The 23,706-nt window shown below is 57.6% G+C and carries 27 protein-coding genes; 10 read left to right on the top strand and 17 right to left on the bottom strand.

The window, feature by feature from the left end:
* Positions 1–39 precede the first annotated feature (39 nt).
* The 15 genes from ACODSK_RS17745 to ACODSK_RS17675 are packed head-to-tail and all read right to left on the bottom strand — an operon-like array spanning position 40 to position 11,943.
* Positions 40–672, bottom strand: a complete 633-nt coding sequence (locus tag ACODSK_RS17745) for a KfrB domain-containing protein (RefSeq protein ID WP_028691944.1) — start codon at positions 670–672, stop codon at positions 40–42.
* 12 nt (positions 673–684) lie between these two features.
* Entirely contained in the window at positions 685–1,254 is a 570-nt protein-coding gene (locus ACODSK_RS17740) for a phospholipase D family nuclease (RefSeq protein ID WP_231115633.1), read from the bottom strand.
* Between the two features lie 25 nt (positions 1,255–1,279).
* Positions 1,280–1,615 (bottom strand): TrbM/KikA/MpfK family conjugal transfer protein, encoded by a 336-nt coding sequence (locus tag ACODSK_RS17735; protein ID WP_028691942.1) that lies wholly within the window; start codon positions 1,613–1,615, stop codon positions 1,280–1,282.
* Between the two features lie 28 nt (positions 1,616–1,643).
* On the bottom strand, positions 1,644–2,561 hold the full coding sequence (locus tag ACODSK_RS17730) for a lytic transglycosylase domain-containing protein (RefSeq protein WP_028691941.1): 918 nt from the start codon (positions 2,559–2,561) through the stop codon (positions 1,644–1,646).
* Complete coding sequence (gene virB11, locus ACODSK_RS17725; protein WP_028691940.1) at positions 2,545–3,579, bottom strand: P-type DNA transfer ATPase VirB11; 1,035 nt, start codon at positions 3,577–3,579, stop codon at positions 2,545–2,547. Before virB11 ends, ACODSK_RS17730 begins: the two co-directional genes overlap by 17 nt.
* Positions 3,580–3,588: 9 nt before the next feature.
* A complete protein-coding gene (locus ACODSK_RS17720) occupies positions 3,589–4,851 on the bottom strand; it encodes a TraB/TrbI/VirB10 family type IV secretion system protein (protein ID WP_028691939.1) in 1,263 nt (420 codons plus the stop codon).
* 2 nt (positions 4,852–4,853) lie between these two features.
* Positions 4,854–5,639: a TrbG/VirB9 family P-type conjugative transfer protein gene (locus ACODSK_RS17715; RefSeq protein WP_028691938.1), complete on the bottom strand. Its 786-nt coding sequence runs from the start codon at positions 5,637–5,639 to the stop codon at positions 4,854–4,856.
* A 27-nt stretch (positions 5,640–5,666) separates the two neighbouring features.
* A complete protein-coding gene (locus tag ACODSK_RS17710; RefSeq protein WP_028691937.1) occupies positions 5,667–6,341 on the bottom strand; it encodes a VirB8 family type IV secretion system protein in 675 nt (224 codons plus the stop codon).
* Entirely contained in the window at positions 6,341–7,204 is an 864-nt protein-coding gene (locus ACODSK_RS17705) for a TrbL/VirB6 family protein (RefSeq protein ID WP_028691936.1), read from the bottom strand. The genes ACODSK_RS17710 and ACODSK_RS17705 overlap by 1 nt, the downstream gene beginning before the upstream one ends.
* A complete protein-coding gene (locus ACODSK_RS17700; protein WP_028691935.1) occupies positions 7,192–7,584 on the bottom strand; it encodes a hypothetical protein in 393 nt (130 codons plus the stop codon). Before ACODSK_RS17700 ends, ACODSK_RS17705 begins: the two co-directional genes overlap by 13 nt.
* Positions 7,577–7,789 (bottom strand): hypothetical protein, encoded by a 213-nt coding sequence (locus ACODSK_RS17695; protein WP_028691934.1) that lies wholly within the window; start codon positions 7,787–7,789, stop codon positions 7,577–7,579. Before ACODSK_RS17695 ends, ACODSK_RS17700 begins: the two co-directional genes overlap by 8 nt.
* Positions 7,790–7,816: 27 nt before the next feature.
* Positions 7,817–8,506 carry a TrbJ/VirB5 family protein gene (locus ACODSK_RS17690; RefSeq protein WP_077563720.1) on the bottom strand — a complete coding sequence of 230 codons (690 nt, stop codon included), beginning with the start codon at positions 8,504–8,506 and terminating at the stop codon, positions 7,817–7,819.
* Positions 8,506–11,190: a VirB4 family type IV secretion/conjugal transfer ATPase gene (locus ACODSK_RS17685; protein WP_054890149.1), complete on the bottom strand. Its 2,685-nt coding sequence runs from the start codon at positions 11,188–11,190 to the stop codon at positions 8,506–8,508. The genes ACODSK_RS17690 and ACODSK_RS17685 overlap by 1 nt, the downstream gene beginning before the upstream one ends.
* Positions 11,177–11,473: a VirB3 family type IV secretion system protein gene (locus ACODSK_RS17680; protein ID WP_011005967.1), complete on the bottom strand. Its 297-nt coding sequence runs from the start codon at positions 11,471–11,473 to the stop codon at positions 11,177–11,179. Before ACODSK_RS17680 ends, ACODSK_RS17685 begins: the two co-directional genes overlap by 14 nt.
* An 8-nt stretch (positions 11,474–11,481) precedes the next feature.
* Positions 11,482–11,943: a TrbC/VirB2 family protein gene (locus tag ACODSK_RS17675; RefSeq protein WP_047710201.1), complete on the bottom strand. Its 462-nt coding sequence runs from the start codon at positions 11,941–11,943 to the stop codon at positions 11,482–11,484.
* Between the two features lie 1,003 nt (positions 11,944–12,946).
* On the opposite strand from ACODSK_RS17675, the gene ACODSK_RS17670 reads away from it, so the two are divergent.
* The 10 genes from ACODSK_RS17670 (at position 12,947) to ACODSK_RS17625 (ending at position 20,346) form a co-directional block, all read left to right on the top strand.
* On the top strand, positions 12,947–13,714 hold the full coding sequence (locus ACODSK_RS17670) for a ParA family protein (protein WP_028691931.1): 768 nt from the start codon (positions 12,947–12,949) through the stop codon (positions 13,712–13,714).
* Positions 13,715–13,724: 10 nt separating this feature from the next.
* Complete coding sequence (locus tag ACODSK_RS17665; RefSeq protein ID WP_028691930.1) at positions 13,725–14,669, top strand: ParB/RepB/Spo0J family partition protein; 945 nt, start codon at positions 13,725–13,727, stop codon at positions 14,667–14,669.
* Entirely contained in the window at positions 14,666–15,016 is a 351-nt protein-coding gene (locus ACODSK_RS17660) for a TrfB-related DNA-binding protein (protein ID WP_028691929.1), read from the top strand. Before ACODSK_RS17665 ends, ACODSK_RS17660 begins: the two co-directional genes overlap by 4 nt.
* Entirely contained in the window at positions 15,013–15,420 is a 408-nt protein-coding gene (locus tag ACODSK_RS17655; protein WP_028691928.1) for a hypothetical protein, read from the top strand. Before ACODSK_RS17660 ends, ACODSK_RS17655 begins: the two co-directional genes overlap by 4 nt.
* Positions 15,421–15,677: 257 nt before the next feature.
* Positions 15,678–16,313: a recombinase family protein gene (locus ACODSK_RS17650; protein WP_028691927.1), complete on the top strand. Its 636-nt coding sequence runs from the start codon at positions 15,678–15,680 to the stop codon at positions 16,311–16,313.
* 456 nt (positions 16,314–16,769) lie between these two features.
* Entirely contained in the window at positions 16,770–17,327 is a 558-nt protein-coding gene (locus ACODSK_RS17645; RefSeq protein ID WP_051555726.1) for a helix-turn-helix domain-containing protein, read from the top strand.
* A gap of 28 nt (positions 17,328–17,355) precedes the next feature.
* On the top strand, positions 17,356–17,646 hold the full coding sequence (locus tag ACODSK_RS17640; protein WP_051555725.1) for a hypothetical protein: 291 nt from the start codon (positions 17,356–17,358) through the stop codon (positions 17,644–17,646).
* Entirely contained in the window at positions 17,639–18,184 is a 546-nt protein-coding gene (locus tag ACODSK_RS17635; protein WP_036986388.1) for a hypothetical protein, read from the top strand. The genes ACODSK_RS17640 and ACODSK_RS17635 overlap by 8 nt, the downstream gene beginning before the upstream one ends.
* Before the next feature lie 139 nt (positions 18,185–18,323).
* Positions 18,324–19,595 carry a DUF1173 family protein gene (locus ACODSK_RS17630; protein ID WP_028691925.1) on the top strand — a complete coding sequence of 424 codons (1,272 nt, stop codon included), beginning with the start codon at positions 18,324–18,326 and terminating at the stop codon, positions 19,593–19,595.
* Between the two features lies 1 nt (position 19,596).
* Complete coding sequence (locus tag ACODSK_RS17625; protein WP_226342966.1) at positions 19,597–20,346, top strand: hypothetical protein; 750 nt, start codon at positions 19,597–19,599, stop codon at positions 20,344–20,346.
* Positions 20,347–20,362: 16 nt separating this feature from the next.
* Here the strand turns inward: ACODSK_RS17625 and ACODSK_RS17620 are convergent, their stop codons facing one another.
* Positions 20,363–21,646 (bottom strand): Y-family DNA polymerase, encoded by a 1,284-nt coding sequence (locus ACODSK_RS17620; protein ID WP_028691924.1) that lies wholly within the window; start codon positions 21,644–21,646, stop codon positions 20,363–20,365.
* Complete coding sequence (locus tag ACODSK_RS17615; RefSeq protein WP_028691923.1) at positions 21,636–22,064, bottom strand: LexA family protein; 429 nt, start codon at positions 22,062–22,064, stop codon at positions 21,636–21,638. The genes ACODSK_RS17620 and ACODSK_RS17615 overlap by 11 nt, the downstream gene beginning before the upstream one ends.
* Between the last annotated feature and the right edge of the window lie 1,642 nt (positions 22,065–23,706).

Here is a 23,706-nt window from a genome sequence, read left to right as displayed (position 1 = left end):
CAATCTGTACCGGCTCCTTTCTCCTTTTTCAGCTACTACTCAAAAACCTTTGCCGCCGTAGCCTTTCGGTTGGTGTGAGGGGGTTTTTAGTTCGTGCTGCAGCTGGCGTTCTTGCACGATGCCAACGCCCGAGAACGGGTAACGGATCGACAGATCCTTGCCCTGGTGCAACAACCCAGCCTTGGCACTGCTCAAGGCCGCTCGCTCATGGGCAATATGGATAGTCTTCTGTCCGTCACTGACGGCCTGAATCACCTGGTTATTGTGGAAGGCGACTATCTTGCCGTCGTAGGTCTTGCCCTGCTCAGCTGCCTTGATGGCCGGCATATCCATTGGCTTGGCCATTGCCATCGCTTCACCGGGTTTACCAGAGGCCGCGCCGGATTGCTCAGCCTTGCGCAGCTCCAGCGCATCCTTGAACGAGGCTTTGAAGTCTGCAGCGCCTGGCATATTGTCGAACGGCAGATCCTTGTAATACTGCGTGCCCTCCTTGCCAACCTGCGCAAAGACACGAGCGGCTTGCCCGCCCTGTTGAACAGTCATCACGGATTTGTCGGAAAGCTCGGCCTTGAACCAGGCTGCGCCCGCCAGCTTTGCGTCGGTGAACGTTTCCGGTTCCCTGCCCTTTTGGAACAGCTGGTAAGTGGTGGTCTGATCAGTTTGCTTGTCCATGTGCGTGCCCTCTCAGTAGCTTGGTTTGAATGCTTGGCCCTTCTCCCACCGGCTCTGCCAGTGGTTCAGGTACTGCTCAGCGAGATCGGCGTCGTTCCAGACGACCAGTGCGTTCTCACTATTGTTTCTGGCAGCTGCAGCGGTGTAGTTGTAGCTGCCGGTTTCAACTGCCTTGCCGTCAATCACCATGAACTTGTCATGGTGGATCGCGTAGGCCTTCACCGTACGGGTTGGGATGCCGGCACGGGCCAGCAATGTCAGCGCATGTTGGCCAGCGCGGGCAGCGCCACCTTGCAGATTGCCTTGATGGTCAGCCACCACCGCCACATCGACACCGCGCTGTTTGGCCGAGATCAAGGCCTTGGTCACATCGGGGCTGGTCAGCATGTACGCCGAAAGGCGAATCGAGCTTTTGGCCGCGCCAATGGTGCGCAGTACTAGATCCTGTGCCGAGCCTTCTGGCGAGAAGCCGACTTCAATGCGGCGCGCGCCATCGACCAATAGCGGTGCGGCTGCAGGCTCCGACGAAGCAGGCGCCTGGTCAGCCCAAACCAGGGAGCTGGCCACCATCGCTACGGCCAAGGAAAGGGACCTTACTGCAGTGAACTTAGAAGCCACGTTGTACGGTCCCCCATTTGTCATTGGCCGCTTTAGCACGGTCCTGGTCCTCAGCGCACTGGGCAACAAAGTCACCCCGAGCTTCGGCAGTTCTGGACGGGCTGAATTTTCCTTTTTTCGTTCGAATGATGCTGAAGTACTTGGTGACGTACTTGTCACAATCACCGTCGCGGATCATGCCCAGCAGACACAGGGTGGCCCCACAAGCTTCTGAATCGCTTTTAGAGCCGTAGTCGTAATTAGTTGGTGGCTGCGGCAATTCATTCGCCTGCACGGTACCGGCAAATGCCAGCGCAGCGAGGAAAGTCATGATTGGGGTGCGCATACGAACTCCTTTTCTCGCGTGCGAGAAATCAATTGATGATCTGGACAAATGACGGGGTGGCTTGCTGCTGTTCGGCAACAGGCTGCGCCTCGGCTTGTTCAAAGTGTTGTGGCGCAGGCTGATCGAAGCGCTTGAATTCCCGCTTCGGAATATCAGCCTCGGCATCGGTGTTGAGGTGGACTTGGATCTGCGGCTTGCTGGCAGTCTCAGTCTTCGCGGCAGCAACGGCTTGGCCATTGTCGTCAGTGAAGGTCAGCCATGGACCTTCCTGCTGTTCAGAGGCCCTACGAGCGCGCTGCGGCGCTTTTCGGGCAGGGGAGCTAGCTGCAACCACGGAAATCGGCTCAGCGCCTTCTGCACCCTCTACAGCCGGCACAATCGGATCCTCAGCAGTGGGGTTCAGGGCGCGGTGAACCACTTTCTCGACGTAAGACATTTCGCCAGGTCGATCCGGGCGGAAGCCACGCAGCTCGTTGCCGCTGTAGTACATCGAAAAGGCCTTCAACAGCGCCTCTTGCTTGTCACTACTGGTCGTAAGCGCCTGCTTGTAATACTCCACCAGCAAGTTGCTGATGGCCTGCAGGTTGCGGCATGGCTCGAACACATCCTGATAGCTCAGCCCGCGTGCACGCATGTTGGTGACTAGCAACTGGCCAAGGCCCATGGCATAACGCTTGCCGTCCCGTTCCAACTGCTCGGCAGTGGCGATGGCTTCGCTCAAGGACTGAGGTTGCCGCTGCAGGTGAGTGCCAACCACGCCGATTGCGTAAGGGTTGAAGGTAGACTCGTTGCCGATCAACGCCTTGAGCGTGGACGGGTGAACGGTCGGCGCGCACTTGGCGGCAAGTTCGGAAAACCGGGTCGGCTGTGCATCTTCGGCATGAACCATGGCAGACGCGCAGACACTGGCCAGCAGCGCCAGGGTGAACTTAGGCAGCTTTCGCATAGTGAACCTCCGTGATGATGCGTCGGCCATCGAAGCCGTATTCCCACTGGATAACGACATCGATCAGATGCCGGGAGAACTCGATCAGCTGGTTTTTGCTCATGTCAGCACCGCCACGCGATGCCATTGATGCCAGGCGGTCGAACATGAGATCCGGCGAGTCGGCGTGGATAGAACTCATCGTGCCGCTGTGACCGGTGTTCATCAGTTCAAGGAAGGGGAACGCCTCGCCGCCACGCAGCTCGCCCATAATTGCCCGGTCAGGGGTCAGACGAAGAATCGATTCCAGGTGATCGAATGGCGTGACACGGGCCTTGCCCTGGCCACCTCGCGAATAGATCAGGTTCACCACGTTCCCGCCCGCTGGGCGCAGTTCGCGGGTGTCCTCAATGGTGATTACTCGCTCGCCATTGTTGCCGTCCACATGCTGCAGCAACTCGTTGAGGAAAGTGGTTTTGCCGGCATTGGTACCGGCAGAAACCATGATGTTCTTGCGCGCCTTGACGATGCCCTTGAAGAACTCTTTCCAGCGCTTGGCCCGATACAGTTCAACCAGGTGATCATCGCTGTACTGGCCATGATCACGTGGCTGGTTGATGAAGTCGAAAGCACCGGAAGCCTCGTATTGATCGAGGGTAATTTGCTTCCGCCCTGGTTTACGGATACAGACGATACCGCCGATGTGCTGCTCAACAGCCGGGGCCAGGACGATCTGGACGCGGTAGTCGCCCCGCTCGTTGTCCGGGACGTTGTCGTCCAGATTGATTGGGATACGCCCCGACAGGATTGGCGTGTAGGCGCTCACTTCCTGGTCAGTGTGGGCGGCAATCAGGCTGGCCAGCGATTTGATCAGGGGGAGCGTTACACCTTGAACCGGAACCGGACGCATGAACCGGCTACTGCGGTAGCCGGCCCATACGTTGTCTGGACCGTTGATAGCGATCTCTGTCACTTCCGGGTCATCCAACATGCCAGCAAGCGGACCCAGTTTTGTGCGAAAGGATGCAATCTCAGACATATCCGGTCCTCAGTTGATGAAGGTAACGCCGCCGCTTTCGGCGCGTTCGGCCTGCTTGGCGAATGCCTTGGTAAAGTCCAGGTCGCGCTGCAGATAAATCACGACACGCGAGCCATGCGGGACAGTCACGGTCGGCTGAATGTTGGCGTAGCGGCCCAAAATGGTCTGTGCCGAATCGGCGGCGGCTTCCTGTACTTCGCTGCGGTAGCGGGACGAGGAATTCTCCTGATCGCTCGACGAAACACCGCTGTTCGAGGCCCCGGCGCCGATGATCGATACCGCAGCCGCGACACCGAAAATCTGCGCCCAGTGGTTGTCGACCACGCCACCCTGGCCAGCGGTACCCAACTGGTCGGTACCGGCACTGTTGAGCGGGATTTCCATCGGAGGGCGCCCGTCCAGGCGCGGGATTCGCACAAAGTTCCAGATGGTAAACAAGCGCTCTTGGCCCGGCTTCAAGCTGGCGTTGTAGCTCCCACACACCAAGGAACCCCACGGGAGCATTACCCGGCGCCCTTCGGCGGCGTATACATCCTGTGCAATCGACGCGCAGATTTGACCAGGCAGTTGGCTTTGAGCGCGGGGCTGCAGGGTTGCCTCGATGACAGCCCCCTGCAGCACTTTGTATCCCAGGTTCTCCATCACACGGGCTTCGGTGAACGGCACGCTATCGCTGTAGGTAGACGCGGCGAAAGCATCGTTTGCATTCATCGGGCCTTGTGAAGAACGACCACCGCCACCCAGTAGAGAGCCACCGTTGGCCTGCTGGCCATCGGCGCCCTGCCCTGCCCCTTGGTCAAAACCTTCGTCTTTGGCCGTCGCGAAAATGGCCGAGCGCTGCCGTGCCGCGAGCATTTTCTCCCGCTCCAGTTGGGCCTGCATTTCCAGCTGCTGCCGGCGTCGTTCTTCATCGCTCACGGCGCCTTGCTGCTGCCGGTCAACGACCGAACGTGGCGTATCTGCCGGCGCGCCCGGCTCATTGCTCACCGGCGCGACCTTCGCAGCCTCCCGACGAGGTGGCGGATCCATCACTTTGCGCGGGCTGGCCGCGACCAGTTCTTCTTTTTTCAGCGTGTCTTTATTTTCGGTTTCGTCATCGCCATGGGTAACCATGTACGCGAAGCCACAGGCGACCACTGCGGCTACCGCAATGGCAATACCACTGCGCTTGCTGTTGCCTGCCTTGCCCTTGAGCATCGAGTTGGACTCGTTCCACTCGCGGATCTCTTCGTCACGGGTCTTTTCTTGAGGTTGAGTAGGTTCGGTGGCCATCTTTATGCCCCCCCGCCGTCACGGGCACCACGGGTTACGGTGCGCTTGTAGGGATTGGCCAGGTTTTCAACGCAGACGTAGGCATTACCACTGCGCAAGACGAACATGCTGGCCAGGCGCTTGACGACCATGTACTCACCTTCACGGCGAGCATCGACCATCGCCTCGGTACCATCCGGCAGTACGCGGTAGAACTGCGGCAGATCGGCGCCTTTCTTGATCAGGAACTTGGTGAACTGACCGTCGTCCATCACGCCCTGCACGCCGATGGCTTCCTTGTCCCCCGAGTAGCCGTAATTGATGTTCGGCGATGCCGGAGTGCCCGAGCTGGTGACCGGGGTACTGCCAGCAGGGGTTTCCCCCTCGGGGTTGTACGAGGTGATGCGAGCGTTCGGGTAAACGAATCGCACCAGGTACGACTGGCCCGACTTGACCTTGGTGCTGTTCAGCTGGAAGTAGTAGGTACGCTTGGAGGTGATCACCGTCATGTTGGTGTCGGCGTTGTCTTCTACCGGCTTGAGAAACACACGGTTGCGAAATGGCATGCTCTGCCAGGCGATGGTGTCGCCCAGGGCCACGACCTTCACCATTTCATCAGCTTCAAACTCGATGGAAGTCTGGTAGCCATAAGTGCCCACCAACTCATAAACCTGGTTGGGATCGTACGGCACTTGTTTTACGCGATTATCACTGGAAAGCGGCTTCGGCAACTTTGCGGCATGGGTGCTAAATGCGCAAAGAGACAAACTCAAAGCAATAGCAGTCGGCAAAACAAACTGTTTTTTCATGATTAGTTTCCTTGTCAGTTCAGCGAATTACCGGCGGCTCAGTTCTTCGCTCTTGCGATACACAGTGGCCAGCGTGCCAAAAGGGTTTTCCCAGCGATCCCCAAGGGCACGGGGTACCAAAGTATGCGCAATCTTGATGGTTGCAAGGTAACGACGTTCAACCGGTTCCTTGTCACCCCATTTATGGGTAATTGACTTGAAGGAAACTTGGTATTCATCGCCAACTTTATTCATCAAGTACGGCTGCCCTTCGATCCAATCGTTTTCACCCAGCAGAACATAGGGGTTCTGCGGGTTTTCCGGGTTGGTGACTTCCTCATACTCCCGGGCAACTTGCTGCGTCTGGTAGGTATGGCAGGTATCGGACAACTGCTGCTTACGTTTGGGGTCAAAGGTTTCACATGCGCGGATCATGTCGAATAGGGTTTTCTCGATGATCGCTTGTTCCTGATCAACGTTGTCCTGGTCGATGACGCGCTGTTTCAGGACCTCGCCGTCAGCTCCTAGTACCGTGACGACCGGAATGTAGGTCTTGGAATTCGCCAAGCTTGCCACGGCGAATCCAAGGCCCAAGATCACAGCTGCCTGCACCCCCTGGAAAAACAGCGAACGGTTACGCTCTTGGCGAGTCTTGTTGCCCTCGACTTCACGCTTACGACGGGCTTTTTCAGCCTTATCAAATTGCTTGTCTTGTTTGTCCATTATTTACGAACCCCTAAAGTACGCAGTGCCATCAGCACCAGCGATGAACCACCAACAGCCGCGCCCGATGACAATGCTGCTGCCCAACCGCGCACCTGCAGCATGCAAATGATCATGACACCCTCAACAATCACCAACTGGCCCCATTGCTGCGCAGTGATCAGGGCGGCATCTGTAACAGTTGCCGTTGCGGCCACTTCTTTGATTGCATCCCCGAACACGGAATAACCAAAACGGACAACAGCAATCGACAGGATGTAGATCAATGAGAAGTTCAGCATCTTGCTAAACCAGTTCATTGCCCACTGGCGCACCGCATCAAAGAAGATAAAGCCAATCATGATCGGTAGTATCGCCATGACGATTGCTGCACCAAACTTGGCAATCAGCATGTTCAGCACAGCCGCGATAAACAGGATGCAGTTCAGCACAAACAGGCCGGTCCCCATCAAGATCATCGCTGCCTGCCGCCAGCTGACATTCATCAGCGTACTGGCGACCTTGCCAATATCGACGTAAAGCGCATCGAGCATGGAGTTCGTGCTTACGCCGCCGCTCATGATCTTTGACGCGATACTTTCGGTCCAAGCGCCCCAGGCCTGATAAAGAACCGTCCCGCCTGCGGACCAGTTCAGGCAGGTAAACACCAGGGCGGTCAACATGGCCCGCTTGACGATATCCCAGCCTTTGACTGAAACATGGCCGTTGTACATCTGCAGACCCAAAGCGACCCAGTAGCCCACCGCCAGAGTCCATACCAGCGGCTCTACCATGCTGGCCAGGTTGGGGAAGACCTCACTGACAAAGGAAGTGGTTACTTCATCAGTGGCCCCAACCAGGCCTTGTAACGTCAGCTGCGCCATGGATTCCCGGCCCCGTATACGGTCTTGAAGTGGGAGATCACTTCGGGCGACCGGAAGTCCTCAGCACTCAAGGCAGCTCCGGTTTGGGCCTTGATCTCCTGCGCGGTTTTGTCGATGCAGCCTTTCACCAGACCGCCGTTGTACGACGGGTTTTGCATGTAGATCTCGGCAAAGCAGGTGCCAGGGAACCAGCCTGCTACATCGTCTTTGGTTGCTTTCAGCAAAGGATTGCCGGTTTGCACCTCGACTACCGGCGCCGCTTCGTCCTCCGGCGTAGAGCTGAAATTGATGTTGGTGACATTGACGTAGATGATCGACGCCGCCGCAAAGCCGACCACGCCCACGCAGATGATGTTGGTCAGGGTGAAGAACTTACGCATTGCGGGACTCCTTGTGCTGGATGACAAATGGGGTGAATTCACAGGCGCATGGCGACTTGTCGATGGTGCCGCTGTTGGTAACGCAACCCGAGGCGGCAGACACCAGCACCAGGACCAGCAGGAACTTGCCAAGCTTCCAGGTCAGCCAGAGCGGCCCCCAAGCCGGGAAGGTGATTACCTTGAGGATCAGCCAGAGCGCATTCATAGGGTTCTCCTTTCTCGCATGCGAGAATCAGTTTTCGTCTTTCCAGCGGAAGAACTGTTCGTTCTGTGCCGTAGCCTGGTTTTCCTGGTTGGCCAGGTTCGCTTGCAGGTTCATGTTCAGGGCCTGCAGCTTCGATTGGGCCGAGGTCAACATGCCGTTTTCAGTGGCGATGCGGTTCTGCAGGTCGGCAGCATCCTTGGCGTTGGTCGTCAGGTCCACTTGCTGGGACAGGGTGGCCAAGTTGTTCAGATGGACCTGCACTTCGCTGTAAAGCGCATCACCTGCGGACAGCGCAGCCACAACCGAGTTAGAACTGAGCTGGTAGTCCTTGGCACGATTGCTTTCCGGTGCGGTGAACAGCTCCTGCGGCAACGTGTTGATCAACTGCTCGTAGTAGCTCTGCTTGCTTCCGTAAGCGCCGCTGTTCTGCCGAGACACCACCTCTTGCCAAGAGCCAGGTACGACCGAGGCCGAGTTAATCGACTCGTTCAGGCCAATCGCGCCACGACCGTAAGCACCCTGCAGGTTGTTCAGGATGTTGCCCTGCGTCTCGTACTGGTCTTTCAGCGTCTGGTACTGCTGCTGCAGCACAGCCAGGTTCTGCGCCAGAGCCGCCCAGGTGCCGGCGTCACCAGTCGGCACACCGACTGCGTGCGCTTGGCCACTAATGGCCATGGATACGGCGACTGCCAAGCCGAGTTTCTTGATAGTTGTCATCATCGAACCGCCTTCAAGTTGTGGGTGTTTTTGGCCTTGGCTTCCTGCATGAACACAGGTACCCAGACCGCTGGATCGTCGGTGCCAAGGCGCTCGATGATCTGATCCATCAGGGCGACACCAACGTCATTCGAGGACAGGACCGGGATAAAGTCGGACAGGTCCTCATCAGGGTTATCCGACGAGAGATCGAAACAAGCCCGCACCGATTCCCGACCACGACGGATCAAGAATTTGTGTTCCTTCGGGTTGAGCTTGCGTAGCCATTCCCGCTCGGCCACCGTCAGGTTTTCATGGTCTTCATCTTTCACCTGGTCGCTGGCCAGGTAGATCTTGGTGACGGTCTGCTTATCGATGGAGTCCGTTTCGCTGCGGAAATACTTGGCATCCGGCGTCACGAAGATAATCAGCCCGTTCTTACGGCGGATCTGCATGATGAAGTTGTCGATTTTCTTGCGCCAAAACTCGTTCTTGACCAGGTTCTGGCCTTCTTCCAGCACCAGGATGAACGGGCGGCCATTCATGGCCTGCTCGATCCGATGCAGCGGGTAGCTCATCACGACAGGCAGCTCGGGACGGGCTTCCCCCCCCTTGAGCAGCTCCATCATTTCAAAGCAGTAGTGCCGCGCTTGCGAGAAGTCGATGGAGTCCTCGGCATTGTCGAACACACCCGCATTAGCGCCGGTAACACCTTTGGCGCCATGCCAGATGGCCATAATGTCGGCCAGCTCGCCCTGGCCGTAGGTCCAGACCACATTACGCAGGCGGCGATCAGCAAGCGGCAGACCGTAGTTCTCCTCCACTGCTGCCTTGAACCGGGTAATGTCTTCGGCACTGGTCGGCGTCGAGGCGTAGCACTCGCGCATCTGTACTTGCCAATCAACCAGGTACGCACGGTTCTCCGGCGTATCGGGCAGCTTGAGCGGGTTCCAGCGCATGTTGCTGTGCGGGGAAAGTGTGGTGTGAACGCCGCCCATAGCCTTCATGAACACCTTTGCCCCAAAGCGGTTGTCGAACCAGAACACCAGCGGCTCAGCCTTGTCTGCCTCGGAAACCAGCAGGGTCAGCAGCGTGGTTTTACCCATGCCGGTATCAGCCGCCATGCCTAAGTGGCCCGCTACCATGCCTTCCATTTCACGGTGGAAATTGAAGTTGTATTGCGTGTAGCTCTCCGTCTCAAAGGCGGTGATCGCAGGCCCCCACAGGTTGCCATCGCGACGGCCCCGGGCGTAGTTGTGCAAGGATGCAAACCCGGCGAAGTTGCTGGACTTGATCTTGCCGCGTCGACCGATCAGCGCTTCTTTCTGGCCCGGTAGTTGCGACCAGAAGAAGGTTTCCAGAGCGAACCATTCACGCACTGGCTTGACCAGCATTTCAACGAAGCAACCTTCCACCAGGCCAACCGCATGATCCAGGCGCTTGCGGTTGATCTCCCGGTTTGCCTCGGTAGTCATCGGCAGCGATGGCACATGCACGAAAATGGTCAGGTGATGCGCACCATTGACCGCATTGCCACGGCGGAGGTCGCTGATACCTTGTTTCAGTTCCTTCTGGTCGTCCTCAGAAATGTTGTGCTTGTCGTCCACGGTCATGCGACGGGTTTCATCCAGCATCCCCTGCTCAGCCTCAATCCGGTTCTGGAAGGTGAACGACTGGGTGATGATGAACTCCACCGGCTGCTGCAGGAACTTGTCGAGCATGCGCGACGGTGTACGGCGCGGCCATTCGCCCATGCTTAGCATCGCGCCGATTTTCGACTCGGTGCTGCCACGGATCTCGCACATGTTGGCCAGGACCCGGAAATTCAGCCGGGCGTATGGCAGCGACTCTCTGATCAGCAGGTCCGATACGGGCACCTTGCGGTTGTCGAGGTTGATCAGGTAGTTGAAGAAACTGCTCAGCTCGCAGAATTCCTCACCCAGGAAGTCATGCACGGCTTCCGCTTCGTAGACTTCGTGATCACCAACCGTTGCCTTGAAGTCATGCCACTGCAGCTGGAAACGCTGCACGGCGTTGAACGCAGTTTCACGATCAATACGGCCCATACGCGGCTCAGGATGACGCTGCACCCGTAGCCGGCGAGTACCGTAGTCAGCCAGGCTACGCAGCACCAGGTTGGAGGCCTTGTAGAGCGAGTCGGCCATCGCATCCAGCGATTCCGCTTCATTCTTAGTGGCCTCGGTACCGGTCATCAGCGCGATAGCCCGATCCATCAGACCTGGCATACCCGCACGAAAACGCCTTCTTACCAACGAAATGTAGATGTCGTTGATGTAGAAACCACGGCTCTCGTAGCGCTGGCGAAGACGCTTGTTGAACTGCTGGGAGAACCAGGTACCGCCTACGCCATCAGGAAAGTCGGTCACCTTGCGGCGCACGAACGTGACGTAGACAGTCAGGTCACTGCTTGCGATGGTGCGGAACACAGTGTTGCGCTGCTGCTCGAAGCGCTTGATCTGCTCGGCGGAAAGCGAGTCGAACAAGAGGCCGTCCACTTTGATGACTTGAACCAGCGCTTCCTCGCTGGTGATAACGGTTTCGTCATCGTAGTGAACGTCATACGGCACCATTGCGCTCACCAGCATTTCATCATCATCCAATGCCGCAGCTTCTGGATGCTGAACGCCAAGCGAAAGATCCATATTTCGCGTCAGCTTTTTGAATGCTTTATCAACGAGGCGCATAACTGCGATACCCCCAAAGTTTGCGTAACCGCGATGCCTTCAAGTTACTTGCTGCCTGTAGAACTCCGAATAGATATACGTCTTTACTGCATATCCAATACGAAATGACAAACAAGACTGGGATAAGACCCAACGGGTACAGTGATCGAATCAACAGTGCTAACAGCACGGGTGCTATCAGACTTATAAGAATGCTCGACAATGTGAATGGTCCGACCATTGAAGGCCGGGCCATTGCCAATACGAGCACTTCACCTTCTTCAAGGTCGTCGTACTCGGCCATCGCTTACCTCACTTCAGTGCGGTTTGCGCACCGGTTTTGATGGTATCGACCAGGTTTGGCGAGAAGAACACCAGGAACACGCCGGCAACAGCCCAGCCGAACTGGCCCCACGACATGCGCCCCGACTTGGCCTGGAAGCCGCAGAACGCAATGGCTGCGATGCCCAGGTAGTAGCCGATATCAAAGATGAGGAAGGACACTACGTCCTTGGCCAGGTTTTTCAGGCCGCTGAAATCCATTGCCGCGTTGGCGATTTCAGGGAGGATTGCGAAGGAGAACAGCGACCCCAACACTGCGATCTTGGTGGCCTTGGCCATCCAGTCATCGCGCATCAATGCCTTGTGCGATGGAGTCTTTTGCGAGAGAACTTGTTTCAGAGTTGCAGTGGCTTTGTCCTTGAGCCAGGTCCGCCAGGTTTGTTTGTCGTTGATACCTACGTTGCGTTGAGTTTTGCGAGCAGAGAGTTGCATACCATTGCCTCTTTGATCATGACGGGGAACCCCCGTACGTTACGGTTATTGCCTTATTAGGATTGTTAGGGCAGGTATCCTTTATGAAGTCGATAGCAGTATCGGCATTCTTAAATAACCGTGTTTTCCCTAACGAGGTTACTACGTTGAAGCGTTGTCCCGTTGAAGGGCTCTCAATGATTAATTCCCATTTCCGACCGTCGCTATCCTGCCTTTCATTAAGGATCACTCGGTAATCCGGCTGGGCGACGGCGAAAACCGCCAGATCTTTCTTCTCTAGGCTCTGCATCTCTTCCCCTGGGCAGCTCTTGGCCAAATACAGGGGCGATACTGGAGTCCTCTTCGATTTTGTTCTAGATCCCACCTCGCATTTCTTCCCTCTTTCGAGTTTTGATCCATGAAATCCGTGTTTCGTGGTTTAAGATATGCCTTTCATTTCACGAAATCAAGGTTTCACTGTGAGAAATATCGGATCCATCACATTCGGCGACGAACGGCCAAGCCCCTGGCTAACGCCTGGTAAGGGTGTGATTTGAATAGGTCTTTGATTTGAAAAGGAAATATCCATATTTCTGGCATCTGCAATGCACGGACGCCGGCTTCGTGCCGGGTAACAAGGTGTTTCGGGGATGAGACACCTCGCGCAGAAGACAACGAGAAATAGGTTTTGCTCAGATTGCCCGACGAACGGTCTAGGACGAGCTTTGGAGGGTGGTCAGGTGGCAGCTGGGAGCCGCCCCGAACTGCCACCCTGGCCAACAGGATCTGTACGCAAGGAAACCATCCCGTACGACACATGTTGACGTGCGCGCAGTGTAGCAACTCCCTTCCCTACCTTTCTCGCATGCGAGAAAGCCACAGCGCTGATCCGTGACCCTTATCAATTTCCCGCATGCGAGAAAATCTAGTAAACCCTTTTTAGGGGTTGACTATGGGGTTTACTGATGCAAGCATGATCCCACGTTCAATCCACTGCTCCACCGGAGATCATAGGAAGGTCACCATGAAACGCACTGCCGTTGCGAACCAAAAGGGTGGCGTTGGCAAAACCACCCTTGAAGCCCACCTGGCCTGCTATGCAGCAGAACAAGGTAAACGTGTGCTTGTACTCGACCTGGACGAAAGCGACCTGTCGCAGTTCTTCCCCCCTATCGAGGATGGCGACGATACGCCCTACCTCATGGCCAGTCAGCTTTTCACTGACGAGCACGCCGGCTTCGTCCCCCGCCAGGTTGCGCCCAACATCTGGCTTATCGAGGCCGACGTAGCGCTGCTGGATGTGGATGATATGGAGCTGGACGTTGTAACCAATCTCGCCAAGGCTCTGGACCGCTTCAATGACGAGTTCGACCTTTGCTTGATCGATACTCCGCCGAACCTGCAGCGCCGCATGATTGCCGCCCTAGCGGCTTCTGATTCAGTTGTCACTCCGTTCAACATCAGCGCATTCACCCTGGCTCGCATGCCGAAGCTGATGGCCACAATTGAAACTGTGCAGGATCAATACAACCCGGGCCTGCGTTTCCTAGGTTTCTTGCCGAACCTCATCAATAGCCGCTCAAGCGAAGAACTGGAGATCTTGCCGAGCCTTCGCGAGGAACACGGCGAGGCCATGTTCAACGAACAAATCACCCACCGCCCCTGCATCAACAAATCTCTGGCAGCCGGCAACCCTGTGTGGCGTAAAGCTCGCAGCGGGAGTCAGCGGGATGCGGGTAAAGAAATGAAACGGGCCTGCGCAGCGGTGCTTAGCAAGGTCTTTGCGGAGTGAGGATTGAATCATGACGGAGAAGAAAAACTCCTTTGGTCGTGCAGTTGCGGCGACGGCCAAAAAGCTTTCTGACTTTCAAAAGCGCCCGGCCAATGAAGGTGCGCTGATTGAAAAGGTCAACCCTGGCGAAATCGAGTGTGTGAAGCAGATCCGTAGCCAAGACAACCCAGGATTCTCTGACGAATCGCTACGGGAACTGGCGGACGACATTCTGGTAAACGGCCAGATCGAACCCTGCGTAATACGACCGCACCCAAACCCTGAGTCAGGCTTCAAGTACCTGATGGTTGCCGGTGAACGCCGTTATAGGGCGTGCATCATTGCGGGTGTGCTGGTCGAAGTGACGGTGAAAGACCTTACCGATGCTCAAGCGAAGCGCATTCAGCGGTCCGAAAACGTTCACAGCGAAAACCTCACTCAGCTGGAACTGGCACTTGCCCTGCAGGAAGACAAGGACAGGCTCGGCACCCTGGAGAAGGTCGCTGCTGAATGGTCCAAAGGGATCAACTGGGTGGCTGAACGCCTTTCCTATCTGGTGAACGTCACCAAGGAAGGCGCAGGCCGCGAGGCGGTCGCTCGTGGCATCACTGCGGATATCTCGACGGTCAACGATATCAGCCGCCTCGATAAACTGGACCCGCAAGCTGCTGCGGATCTATTGGAGCGCGCAGAGGGCAATGAAGACCTGAATCTCCGCCAGGAGGTCCGCACCACATTGCGCAACACCAAAGCCCTCCGCGTACATAACGGCGGATCCAAGAAAGGATCCGAAAAAGGCGCACCGGGGAACTCGACCCAGCAAACCCTGCTCGATGACCAGTTGGGCAAACTGCGCGAGGCAAACGCTGTGCTTTCAGCACAGGTGGAAACGCTCACCTCGGAAAACACCTACCTCAAGGCCGAGTTGGAGAAAGCCCGTGCGCAGCTGGCCGAGCGATGGAAAGGCTCTGAATGACCGCCCGGCATCCTGACCAGGACCTGCGGATCCCCCGAGAGGAATTCGAGCGGATCCGCACCAAGTCGAAAATGCACTCACGCAGCCTCGACGTAGCCTTCGAGATCCTGGTCGAAGGCAAGGGCCTTGTCGCGGTCGCCAATGCGCACGGACTTACCAAGCAGCGCGCCTTGGCCATCCGCGACAAGATCTATTCCAGTTACCTGACACAGACCCCGGAGGGCTGGCGGTGCGCGCAGATCTGCGCACCTGCCGAAATGATTGATCGCTTCGTGCTGGAGGCCGACGCCGAACGGCTTCGGTACTGGCAGACACATTCCATGACCACCAAGGACGTTGAACCATGACCACCCCAACCGATAAGGATCTCGCCCAGCTGCTGCAGCCATTGCAGGAAAGCTTGGCGGGTATCAACCGTTCACTGCGTACGTTGGCCGATACCCGGCTGCTCGAAATCTTCGGCCCTGAGCTGTCAGACCGAAAGAAATGGACTGAGCAGTTGAAGCACGCGCACCAAGAGGATGACCAGGCGCTGTTTGATCTGCGTCAGGCCGGAGAACAGGGCCGATACCCAGGCGGATATGACCAATGGGTCAAAGACTTCGGCGAGGAAGAAGCCAAGAAGCTGGCAGCACCCGTGGTAAGCGCTTTGGAACATCGAAAAGTTACCTCGGCAGAACTGGCCGAGTTGGAAGCCGCTCAACCTCTCTTGGCGCGGTTGTATCGCGAATTCAGCAAACTGCAAGGCTGATCCAGGTCCCTGGAGTGACGAATGGACCGGTCCCTAAAGTGACGAATTGACTGACATTGCGCCCACGGGCTAGGCGGCTGGCCAGGCGCCCAACCCTCGCATTCGTCACTTCGGGGACCGGGAAACTATATCGTCACAAATGGGTATACCCCATATGGCACAGATATGCCCTGCCCTACCCCTTCGGCGCAGAAACAAAAAAAACACCCATTCTGATACACTGATTTGAGTACACCCATACTGATACGGTATCCCCAATGTTCATCCGCGCTTACCTACGAGCTTCGACCGATGATCAAGACGCTAGCCGCGCCCGTGATCAGCTGGAAGCATTCGTCGCCGGCTTCGGCCTCGCCATTGCAGCCAGTTACATGGAGAACGCCAGCGGCTCGCATGCCAACCGACCCGAGCTGATCCGGCTATTGAAAGATTCAAGGCGGGGCGATGTGTTGCTGGTGGAGAGTATCGATCGACTATCGCGCATGGGTGATCAGGATTGGCGGGAACTCAAGGGCGCGATAGACCAGCGAGGTTTGCGTATCGTCGCCATCGATCTGCCGACCAGCCATCAGGGCATGACATTGCCCACCAACGATGAATTCACAGATCGCATGCTGTCGGCCATCAACTACATGATGATCGACATGATGGCGGCAATTGCCCGTAAGGACTATCAGCAGCGCCGGGAGCGACAGCACCAGGGCATCGTCAAAGCAAAGGCGGCAGGTGTGTACAAGGGCCGGCCCGTGGACGAGGATCTGCGTAAGCGTGTGCGCGAGCTGCTGGGTGCCAACCTCGGGATCCGCGCCACGGCCCGCCATGCCAACTGTTCAACCACAACTGTCATGCGTATTCGTGACGAGCTTTCAGTCGAGCCGGTCGGGAATGGTTGACTAGCGCAGGCGAAGCCGGAGTCTGTCAGCCATTCACGACTGGCCGCCGCCGGCCAGGCGACTTTGAGGCCCTAACAGCCAATGCAAATGGAGCAAGCGTTAGGAGATCATAAGAACCACGACTACAAGCCCTTGTAATACGCGGCCTGCAGGGCAGCACCTCGCTCATAGTATGCACGAACCTCCGATCATGATCCGTGAGCGACCATCGCTCACTATCTATGACCTACCCCTAGCTCATTATCCGTGAGCTAGGTTAGCTCACCGTATGAGCTACCCCCCCTCCATGAGCTACCCCTAGCTCATTGGTGAGAGATATCGCACAAGATTTGAGAGATAACGTGCAAGTATGAGCTACCCATCGCTCACCATATGAGCTAGGGTATGCGTGACTCATGAACGATATCTGACAAATTTGCTCGATATCGATCAAGCAACAGCACTGTAGGAGGCCCAATGGCCAGTGACAATAACGAGATCCGCGCCTATGCGCAGCCTGCCCAGCGCGGCACTTGGGTGCAGACTGAACGCGCTGGCCACGAAGCATGGGCCGCGTTGACAGCGCAGGCGCCCCGCGCCGCCCAGTTGATGCACATCCTGGTGCAGCACATGGACAAGCAAGGCGCGCTCATTATCAGCCAGGCCACGCTGGCCAAACTGATGGAAACATCGGTGGCCACCACAAAACGCGCTATCGCCATTCTGACCAAGCACAACTGGATCCAGACCATCAGCGTAGGTGGCCAACGGGGTGGCACGCTCGCTTATGTGGTGAACAGCCGCATCGCTTGGGCCGACAAGCGGGACAATCTGCAGTACGCCCTATTCAACGCACGGGTGCTGGTTTCGACAGAGGACCAGGCCGATTTGGGCGATGCCAAGCTCAAGCAGCTGCCAACGATGGAAGACGGCGACATTCAATTGCCTGCAGGCCCTGGCATGGACCCACCCGCCCAGGAATCGCTGGACGGCATGTTGCCTGATATGCCGTCGATTCCACACAGCAACAGCTAACCGCGATCATCATTCAGGGAGATTCACGATGCCACAGCCAAGCAACAGGACTTTCGAAGAACAGGAGCTGCACGCCAAGGCCCAATGCTTCGACTGGAACAGCGATTACCCACATGGCGCCTTGGTCAGCTACGAAGAACTGTATGGCCAGGGTGAAACGCACCGCGACGAAACGCGAGGCAAAGCGTGGGTGATGTGTGGCCAAGCCGTGATTTTTGTTGCCGGTTTGTCCGGTGCGGTATCGCTCGACCACTGCACCGTCGTTGCGGCCCTGGAGGCCAAGCAAGAACCGGCAGCTGGGGAAGTCGATCATGTCTGACGAGCGCTATGCACAGCTGCAGCGGACGCTGATCGAATCCGCCAAGCAGCACCTGGTCGAGCTGACCGGTGCCTTGGCGCTGCCCAACGGCGTGGACCGCAATGAGGGTGTTTCTTCGGCCTGGTGGCAACTGACCGCCCTCACCCAGCTGACCAACTTCGACAGCGGACTGGACGAGGCGACCAAGCATGAACTGCGTGCCATCGATCAGTTAGCCATCCAGGCGACAACTCAGCCGGTAGACAAGGCACTGGTGGCCAGCGAGGCAGACAGTGAAATTGCAGCTGCGTTGGCTGATCCCACCAGCTCGCACTGGTTTAGGCACAGCTTGCAGCAAGCGTTACCGCGTGATCCGGTGGATGCGGTCAATGATGCCGAGTGGCTTTTCGAGTTGTTGAACAAGCGCTGCGTGGCCCAGCTGCAGGACGATCCTGCACCGCCAATGAACATGGCGTTTCGTACGGCTGATGGTCGCACCACGCAGATCGACATTGCACAGGCTACGCCAGTCATCGAGCTTGGCGACTTCAAGGCCTGATTTAGCCAGGCCCCAAAAAGACGAAACCCGCAGCACGGCAATGCTTGCGGGTTTCTAGGTTTTTGCGAAGGAGCAAAAATCCACCTGCTCATTGTACATCGAGCACGGGAGATTTCACAGCGACACGGAGGAAGCAGCTATGGCAGATCAACGGTATGCGGTAAGCATCGGGCTTGGCGAAAAGGCCGAGCAGTATTCGGAGGCTTACCAGACCCAGCCAAGCTATGCGGTGCAGTGGAAAGGCGTGCTGCAGAAGGCACACGGCCATGCCCTGGTCCGCTGCCTGTGCCCAGGCAAAGGCACGCGGAGGTTGGCCGTACGGCACAGGTCAGATAAGGATTCTTTCCACCTATCCCGCTATCCCCACACCGGCGCCGAGCATGCGCTTGATTGCCTGTACTACTCGCCCGACCCCGACAAGTCGGGCTTAGGCGCCTACAGCAAAGGCGTGGTCGAGGAAACCAAGGACGGTGACCTCAAGGTCAAACTCACCCTATCGCTGCGCAAGAAGGATCCGGCAGAAGTTCAGCCGATGGAGGGCACCGCCCCTGCCCCATCAAGCGGAAAGCCCACGAAGCCGGCGATGACCTTGGGTGGCCTGCTGCATCTGCTATGGAGCGAAGCGGGCCTCAATCAGTGGGTGCCAGGCATGGCCGGCAAGCGCGGCCTCGGGCTGATTCACAGTCGGCTGCAGCAAGCTGCCGACCGCATGCTGGCTTCGCGCATGAGGATTGGCGATGCCCTGGTCATTGCGACGAACTCAGCTGGCCAGCAGGCCGACGCCAACAGCCTCAAGGTGGCCAGCGCAATGAGGAACAGCCGCCGCTTGGTCGTCATTGCCCCGCTGGCCGGCTACTCCGAGGAACGCGAGCAGACCATGGACCGGTACATCACCATCACCGGCTTCAACGGCATTCCGCGTCTGTTCACTGACGGCGATCTTTGGCAGAGAACCGCCCGGAGCTACGAGGCTGCGTTGCGCGGTTGGCGTGAAGGGCGGCGCGTCATCGCTATTGTTCAGACCGATCAGCCCACCTCAGCCAGCAAAGCCCAAGCGCTCAACGTCGCCCTGATGGTCGTCAGTGATGAATGGATCCCCATTGAATCTGGCTACGAGGGTGTGATCGAGGCGCTGTTGCGCGAGCAAGGGCGCCGGTTCATCAAGCCCATGCGTTTCGATGCTGGGCAGGAGCAGGTCTTTCCCGATTTCTGGCTGATGGACGTCGGCGCCGGCAGAGAGGTGCCGATGGAAGTGTATGGCCGTCAGGATCCGAAGTACCTGGCCCGCAAGCAGGTCAAGTGCGCCTACTACGCCCAGCACTACGGGCCGACCGGGTGGTGGTCTTGGGATGCCAGTTCAGACCCGCGTGGCCTGAACATTCCAGCCTTCCCACCAGCTCGGCATCCGTAGCATGGCGACCGTCGACTGGGAGCTTGTGGGGCAAGCCCGGTGGTACGACTGCAAACTGGGCAAGCTCAAGGATGTTGAGCTTGCCCGTTTGATCGGGTCCACCCCGCACAGGATCCGGCGCCGCCGTGAGCAACTTGGGATTGCGCCCTGGTCGGTCGGCCAGATGATAGAACCCTACAAGAATCTGCTGGGATTTGCCCCCGACAGTGCAATCGCTGCGCGTTGTGGCGTCACCAACAAAAGTGTCAAAGCCTACCGCGAGTCGCTGGGCATTCTGCCGGTGTTCCGGCCCGCACCCCGCAAACAGGTGTTGCCGCTCAGTCATGACCTGCGGCCCTACAAATCGCTCTTTGGCTATGTCAGTGACCAGGAGATTGCCCGGTTGGCCAGCGTCGATCTGGCCATGGTTCAGGAAGTCCGCGAAGGACTGGGCTTTGAACCTGTGCAACCAATACCTGGTGACAGCCCCCCTACTCCCATTCCCGACTACCACGGCCCCTGGTTGGGTTATGAGTCACTGTTGGCGACCATGACCCCGACTGAAATTTGCCGGCAGGTTGGCGTGCCGTACCCAGTGATTGTGCAGCGCTGCGCTTTCTTGGGTATTCAACCCTATAAGCGTGTGTCTGTAGCGTCCCGCTACGACCACCTGTTAGGGAAGGTGCCAGATGCGTTGGTGGCCAAGCTTGCCGGAGTATCCCGTGCGAGCATTGGCGTACGCCGCAAGCGGCTGGCCAGCCGCAAAAGCTGATTCTCGCACGCGAGAATTACCGGCATTGTACCTTCCACAGCTGGTCCCAGCTGGTCATGTAACTGGGGCTTAGCAATGCTCGCCGCATGCCCCAATCCGGCGTCAGCGGGACAGCGGCAGTCCGCAAACAGTCGTGGCCCCATCGGCGGTTGATCTTGTCCATGGTAGCCATCAGAGCGTCCGAGCGCTCGGGTTGGCTCGGGCTGAACAGGTCCTGCGTGTACTCCCCCCGCTTGCGCAGATCCATCAGCAGCACCTCGGCCTTGCTGTAAGCAAAGCCGGGCCGATAGATCTCCCCTACCGCCTGCAGCGCGTATTTGGTCAGCTGCCGAACGTCATCCGTTGGGTATGCGGGTATGCAGGAGGCCGCGTTGGCGTACTTCGGCCCGTCGCCATGGAATGAAGTCTGGATGCCGATGCGCAGGGCACCGCACAGCGAGCGCTGCCGGCGCAGCTTCTCCGCGGCGCGGTGAATGTAGGTCGCCAGCGCCTCCTGCAGGCCCTGGAGCGTATGCACACGCTGGCCAAACATCCTGCTTGAGCAGATCGATTGCTTGGCAGGCGTGGACTGTTCAAGGTCCATGCAGGATTCGCCCTGCAGCTCCCTGATGGTCCGTTCAAGCACAACGCTGTACTTGCGGCCCATCGCTCGCGCTTCGGCCTGCGACAGCTCCCAGGCCGTGCTTATTCCGTCGCGGGCCAGGTTGTCACGCATACGGCGACCGATCCCCCACACTTCATCAACCGGCATTCGCCGGAGCAGCCATTCGACCGCCTCGGGCTTGCGCAGGTCGACCACGCCGCCTGTTTTCTCTCGCCACACTTTCGAGGCGTGCTGCGCCGCCTTTGCCAGGGTCTTCGTGTGGCCGATGCCTACTCCTACCGGTAGGGCAGTCCACTGCAGCACTCGGGCTTGAATCGCCCGGCCTACATCAATGATCGGCTCAGGTAGCCCGTCGAGTCGCACGAACAGTTCGTCAATCGAATACCGTTCCCAGTCCGGTACCAGGGATTCGATGGCCACACCCACGCGATGACTCAGCTCGCCATACAAGGTGTAATTGCTGCTGAAAACGGCGACGCCGTTCTGCTCCAAGAAGCCGCGCACCTTGAAGTAGGGGTCCCCCATCTTCAACCCAAGGGCTTTCGCCTCGTTCGTACGAGCCACGATGCAACCGTCCGAGTTGCTCAAAACAACGACTGGGCGTTGCCGCAGCTCCGGTCTGAAAATGCGCTCACAGCTGCAGTAGAACGAGTTCACATCCACCAGGCCGAAGACGGGCCGAGGTTCACTGTGCATGCTGCGTGAGATCCCAAGTCACGACCCCGAACACCTCGATGGTGCCGTACTCGCTGGGCGCGATGCTCTTGTACGCGGGGTTAGCCGATTCAAGAATCCAGCCTGCCGGCGACCTGGCCAGCCGCTTCACCAGCGGCTGGTTGTCGACGTAGGCCAGCACGATATGCCCAGCGCTGGGCGTGATCGAGCGGTCGACCACCAGGCGGCTCCCGTCGAAGATGCCGGCATCGCGCATGCTGTCGCCTTCTACCTGGACGATCCAGACATGCGGGGCGCGGATGTTCATCAGTTCATCCAGGGAAAGTGGTGGCTCGTAATAGTCAGCTGCTGGACTCGGAAAGCCGCCTGCAGCACAGCCGGCAAGCACCTGCAGCAGCTGATCGGAAGCCGCGAGGGGGAGGGGAGTAAGCGCGTTCATAAGGCACCGTGAATTACTGTATCCATATACAGTAATTCAGGTCGAGCGATGCGGCTAGAGCCGCTGGTATAAAAGGCTCAGCCCGCACCAGCGAAGGTATAGTCGTTCTCGGTCATGGTGTTCGTGCAAACCTGGTAACGAACTGCCTATGATAGGCGCTGCTACGCACCGAACGCCGAATTCACCGGCGAAGTCGGCGGCGAATTTCGGGCACAAAAAAACCGCCTGGACGGGCGGTTCGTTTGTGCGAATCGAATGGACGTTCGTTTCGCGGTTCGCTGATAGCGTCAACAAGGCCGATAGTAAATACAGTGGTACTGGTTGCGCAATAGCCGAACAGCGACCGGCGCAATGATCAAAATTGATCATCGGAAGATTCACCGAAGCGCCGAGTAAAGCGATCATCATTTTGGCTAACGCAATTTTTTTGGGAGTTTGAGCGAATATGCCCAGTTTATCAGCCTGTTGCCGCCACCTAGCGGCATTGCTGGGCATCGTCAAGCCCCCGTCGTCATTCGGAAAAATAAACTTCACAAACGCGTAAAAAGGCTTTTTTCGGTCATGGTTTTTGCGGTATGAAGTAGAGCACCGGGCGGCTTGCTGCCTTGGGGGGCCTTTCCACCGCGTCTGGACAACGCGCCGGGAATGGAGAGGGCCGATGAACACTCTGGTTCGCTGATAGCGTCAACACCCTTACGGGGCTGATCAGTGAAACCGTTGCACTGTCCGGTAAGTGCGGCGGGCCAGGGACCTACCTTTTTGGGGGTTCTATGAAAACGCTAAAGCGTCTCATAGAGGTGGTCAACGTGGCTGATTTCCTGGCCAAGCTGACAAACGTGTACAGGGCCTGGCTCTGGATTCGTGACCACCTTGATTGATTAGTAACACAGCTGTAGGCCCCGCTACTCGATGGCGGGGCTTTTTTTTGCCCGCTGGGGGGCCGATGCCGGCGAGCGAGCCGGATCACAGGCAAAAGAAAACCCGCGTTGGCCAGGCCGCAGCGGGTTCCTCCGTCAGTCAGGTGTTAGCCGTTCCAACTATCGCGGATCCACTCAACCAGGAGCTTTGCAACAACCTGGATGGTGAGATCTTTAAGGAATTTATGCATTCCAAGGACCCTCACGGTGCGGGCCTCTGTCTCTATCGCAGCTTTTCCGGAACACAGGCCGACGACGAGATAGCAAGTCAGATGATCTCTGCGAGACGCGGGCGGGGCTGATGTTAACCAGGGATCAAATCCGCGCGGATTCCTAGGCCCGCGTCCCCAGCAGTGTTTTGAATCTTTAGAACGGGGGCACCCCACCCGGTACAAACATGCCACAAACGACTGCCCGCGATATTACCGGCTCCGCTGTCGCTGTGCCATCACAAAAGGGGGCTGACCAGGCTTTTTTTGGGCGAAAAAAAACCGCCGTAGGAGGGCGGTTTTCTTCGGCATCGCGGTTAGGAGCCGCTTTGCCAGGTCTCGCAAAGATCATCTGACTGGGTTAATAGTCGCAAGAGTTGACAGGTATGGCAACTATTTTTTGAGCAATCCACCAGTAAACGCTGGGGGAAACGAGCCAGCGCGCCACGGGCGTGCCCCCATCCGGGGGGCGGCTGTCGTGAACCAAGCCCCGGCCAGAAGCACGCCGGGTCTTGG

It is taken from the genome of Pseudomonas sp. FG98, assembly GCF_057808595.1.
Note: the sequence above shows the minus strand (reverse complement) of the source record. Positions and strands in the feature narration are given on the sequence as shown.

Bases quoted from the DNA above. Each gene is read 5' to 3' on its own strand.
- ACODSK_RS17745 (WP_028691944.1), bottom strand. From the start codon at position 672: ATGGACAAGCAAACTGATCAGACCACCACTTACCAGCTGTTCCAAAAG.
- ACODSK_RS17735 (WP_028691942.1), bottom strand. From the start codon at position 1,615: ATGCGCACCCCAATCATGACTTTCCTCGCTGCGCTGGCATTTGCCGGT.
- ACODSK_RS17730 (WP_028691941.1), bottom strand. From the start codon at position 2,561: ATGCGAAAGCTGCCTAAGTTCACCCTGGCGCTGCTGGCCAGTGTCTGC.
- virB11 (WP_028691940.1), bottom strand. From the start codon at position 3,579: ATGTCTGAGATTGCATCCTTTCGCACAAAACTGGGTCCGCTTGCTGGC.
- ACODSK_RS17720 (WP_028691939.1), bottom strand. From the start codon at position 4,851: ATGGCCACCGAACCTACTCAACCTCAAGAAAAGACCCGTGACGAAGAG.
- ACODSK_RS17715 (WP_028691938.1), bottom strand. From the start codon at position 5,639: ATGAAAAAACAGTTTGTTTTGCCGACTGCTATTGCTTTGAGTTTGTCT.
- ACODSK_RS17710 (WP_028691937.1), bottom strand. From the start codon at position 6,341: ATGGACAAACAAGACAAGCAATTTGATAAGGCTGAAAAAGCCCGTCGT.
- ACODSK_RS17705 (WP_028691936.1), bottom strand. From the start codon at position 7,204: ATGGCGCAGCTGACGTTACAAGGCCTGGTTGGGGCCACTGATGAAGTA.
- ACODSK_RS17700 (WP_028691935.1), bottom strand. From the start codon at position 7,584: ATGCGTAAGTTCTTCACCCTGACCAACATCATCTGCGTGGGCGTGGTC.
- ACODSK_RS17695 (WP_028691934.1), bottom strand. From the start codon at position 7,789: ATGAATGCGCTCTGGCTGATCCTCAAGGTAATCACCTTCCCGGCTTGG.
- ACODSK_RS17690 (WP_077563720.1), bottom strand. From the start codon at position 8,506: ATGACAACTATCAAGAAACTCGGCTTGGCAGTCGCCGTATCCATGGCC.
- ACODSK_RS17685 (WP_054890149.1), bottom strand. From the start codon at position 11,190: ATGCGCCTCGTTGATAAAGCATTCAAAAAGCTGACGCGAAATATGGAT.
- ACODSK_RS17680 (WP_011005967.1), bottom strand. From the start codon at position 11,473: ATGGCCGAGTACGACGACCTTGAAGAAGGTGAAGTGCTCGTATTGGCA.
- ACODSK_RS17675 (WP_047710201.1), bottom strand. From the start codon at position 11,943: ATGCAACTCTCTGCTCGCAAAACTCAACGCAACGTAGGTATCAACGAC.
- ACODSK_RS17670 (WP_028691931.1), top strand. From the start codon at position 12,947: ATGAAACGCACTGCCGTTGCGAACCAAAAGGGTGGCGTTGGCAAAACC.
- ACODSK_RS17665 (WP_028691930.1), top strand. From the start codon at position 13,725: ATGACGGAGAAGAAAAACTCCTTTGGTCGTGCAGTTGCGGCGACGGCC.
- ACODSK_RS17660 (WP_028691929.1), top strand. From the start codon at position 14,666: ATGACCGCCCGGCATCCTGACCAGGACCTGCGGATCCCCCGAGAGGAA.
- ACODSK_RS17655 (WP_028691928.1), top strand. From the start codon at position 15,013: ATGACCACCCCAACCGATAAGGATCTCGCCCAGCTGCTGCAGCCATTG.
- ACODSK_RS17650 (WP_028691927.1), top strand. From the start codon at position 15,678: ATGTTCATCCGCGCTTACCTACGAGCTTCGACCGATGATCAAGACGCT.
- ACODSK_RS17645 (WP_051555726.1), top strand. From the start codon at position 16,770: ATGGCCAGTGACAATAACGAGATCCGCGCCTATGCGCAGCCTGCCCAG.
- ACODSK_RS17640 (WP_051555725.1), top strand. From the start codon at position 17,356: ATGCCACAGCCAAGCAACAGGACTTTCGAAGAACAGGAGCTGCACGCC.
- ACODSK_RS17635 (WP_036986388.1), top strand. From the start codon at position 17,639: ATGTCTGACGAGCGCTATGCACAGCTGCAGCGGACGCTGATCGAATCC.
- ACODSK_RS17630 (WP_028691925.1), top strand. From the start codon at position 18,324: ATGGCAGATCAACGGTATGCGGTAAGCATCGGGCTTGGCGAAAAGGCC.
- ACODSK_RS17625 (WP_226342966.1), top strand. From the start codon at position 19,597: ATGGCGACCGTCGACTGGGAGCTTGTGGGGCAAGCCCGGTGGTACGAC.
- ACODSK_RS17620 (WP_028691924.1), bottom strand. From the start codon at position 21,646: ATGCACAGTGAACCTCGGCCCGTCTTCGGCCTGGTGGATGTGAACTCG.
- ACODSK_RS17615 (WP_028691923.1), bottom strand. From the start codon at position 22,064: ATGAACGCGCTTACTCCCCTCCCCCTCGCGGCTTCCGATCAGCTGCTG.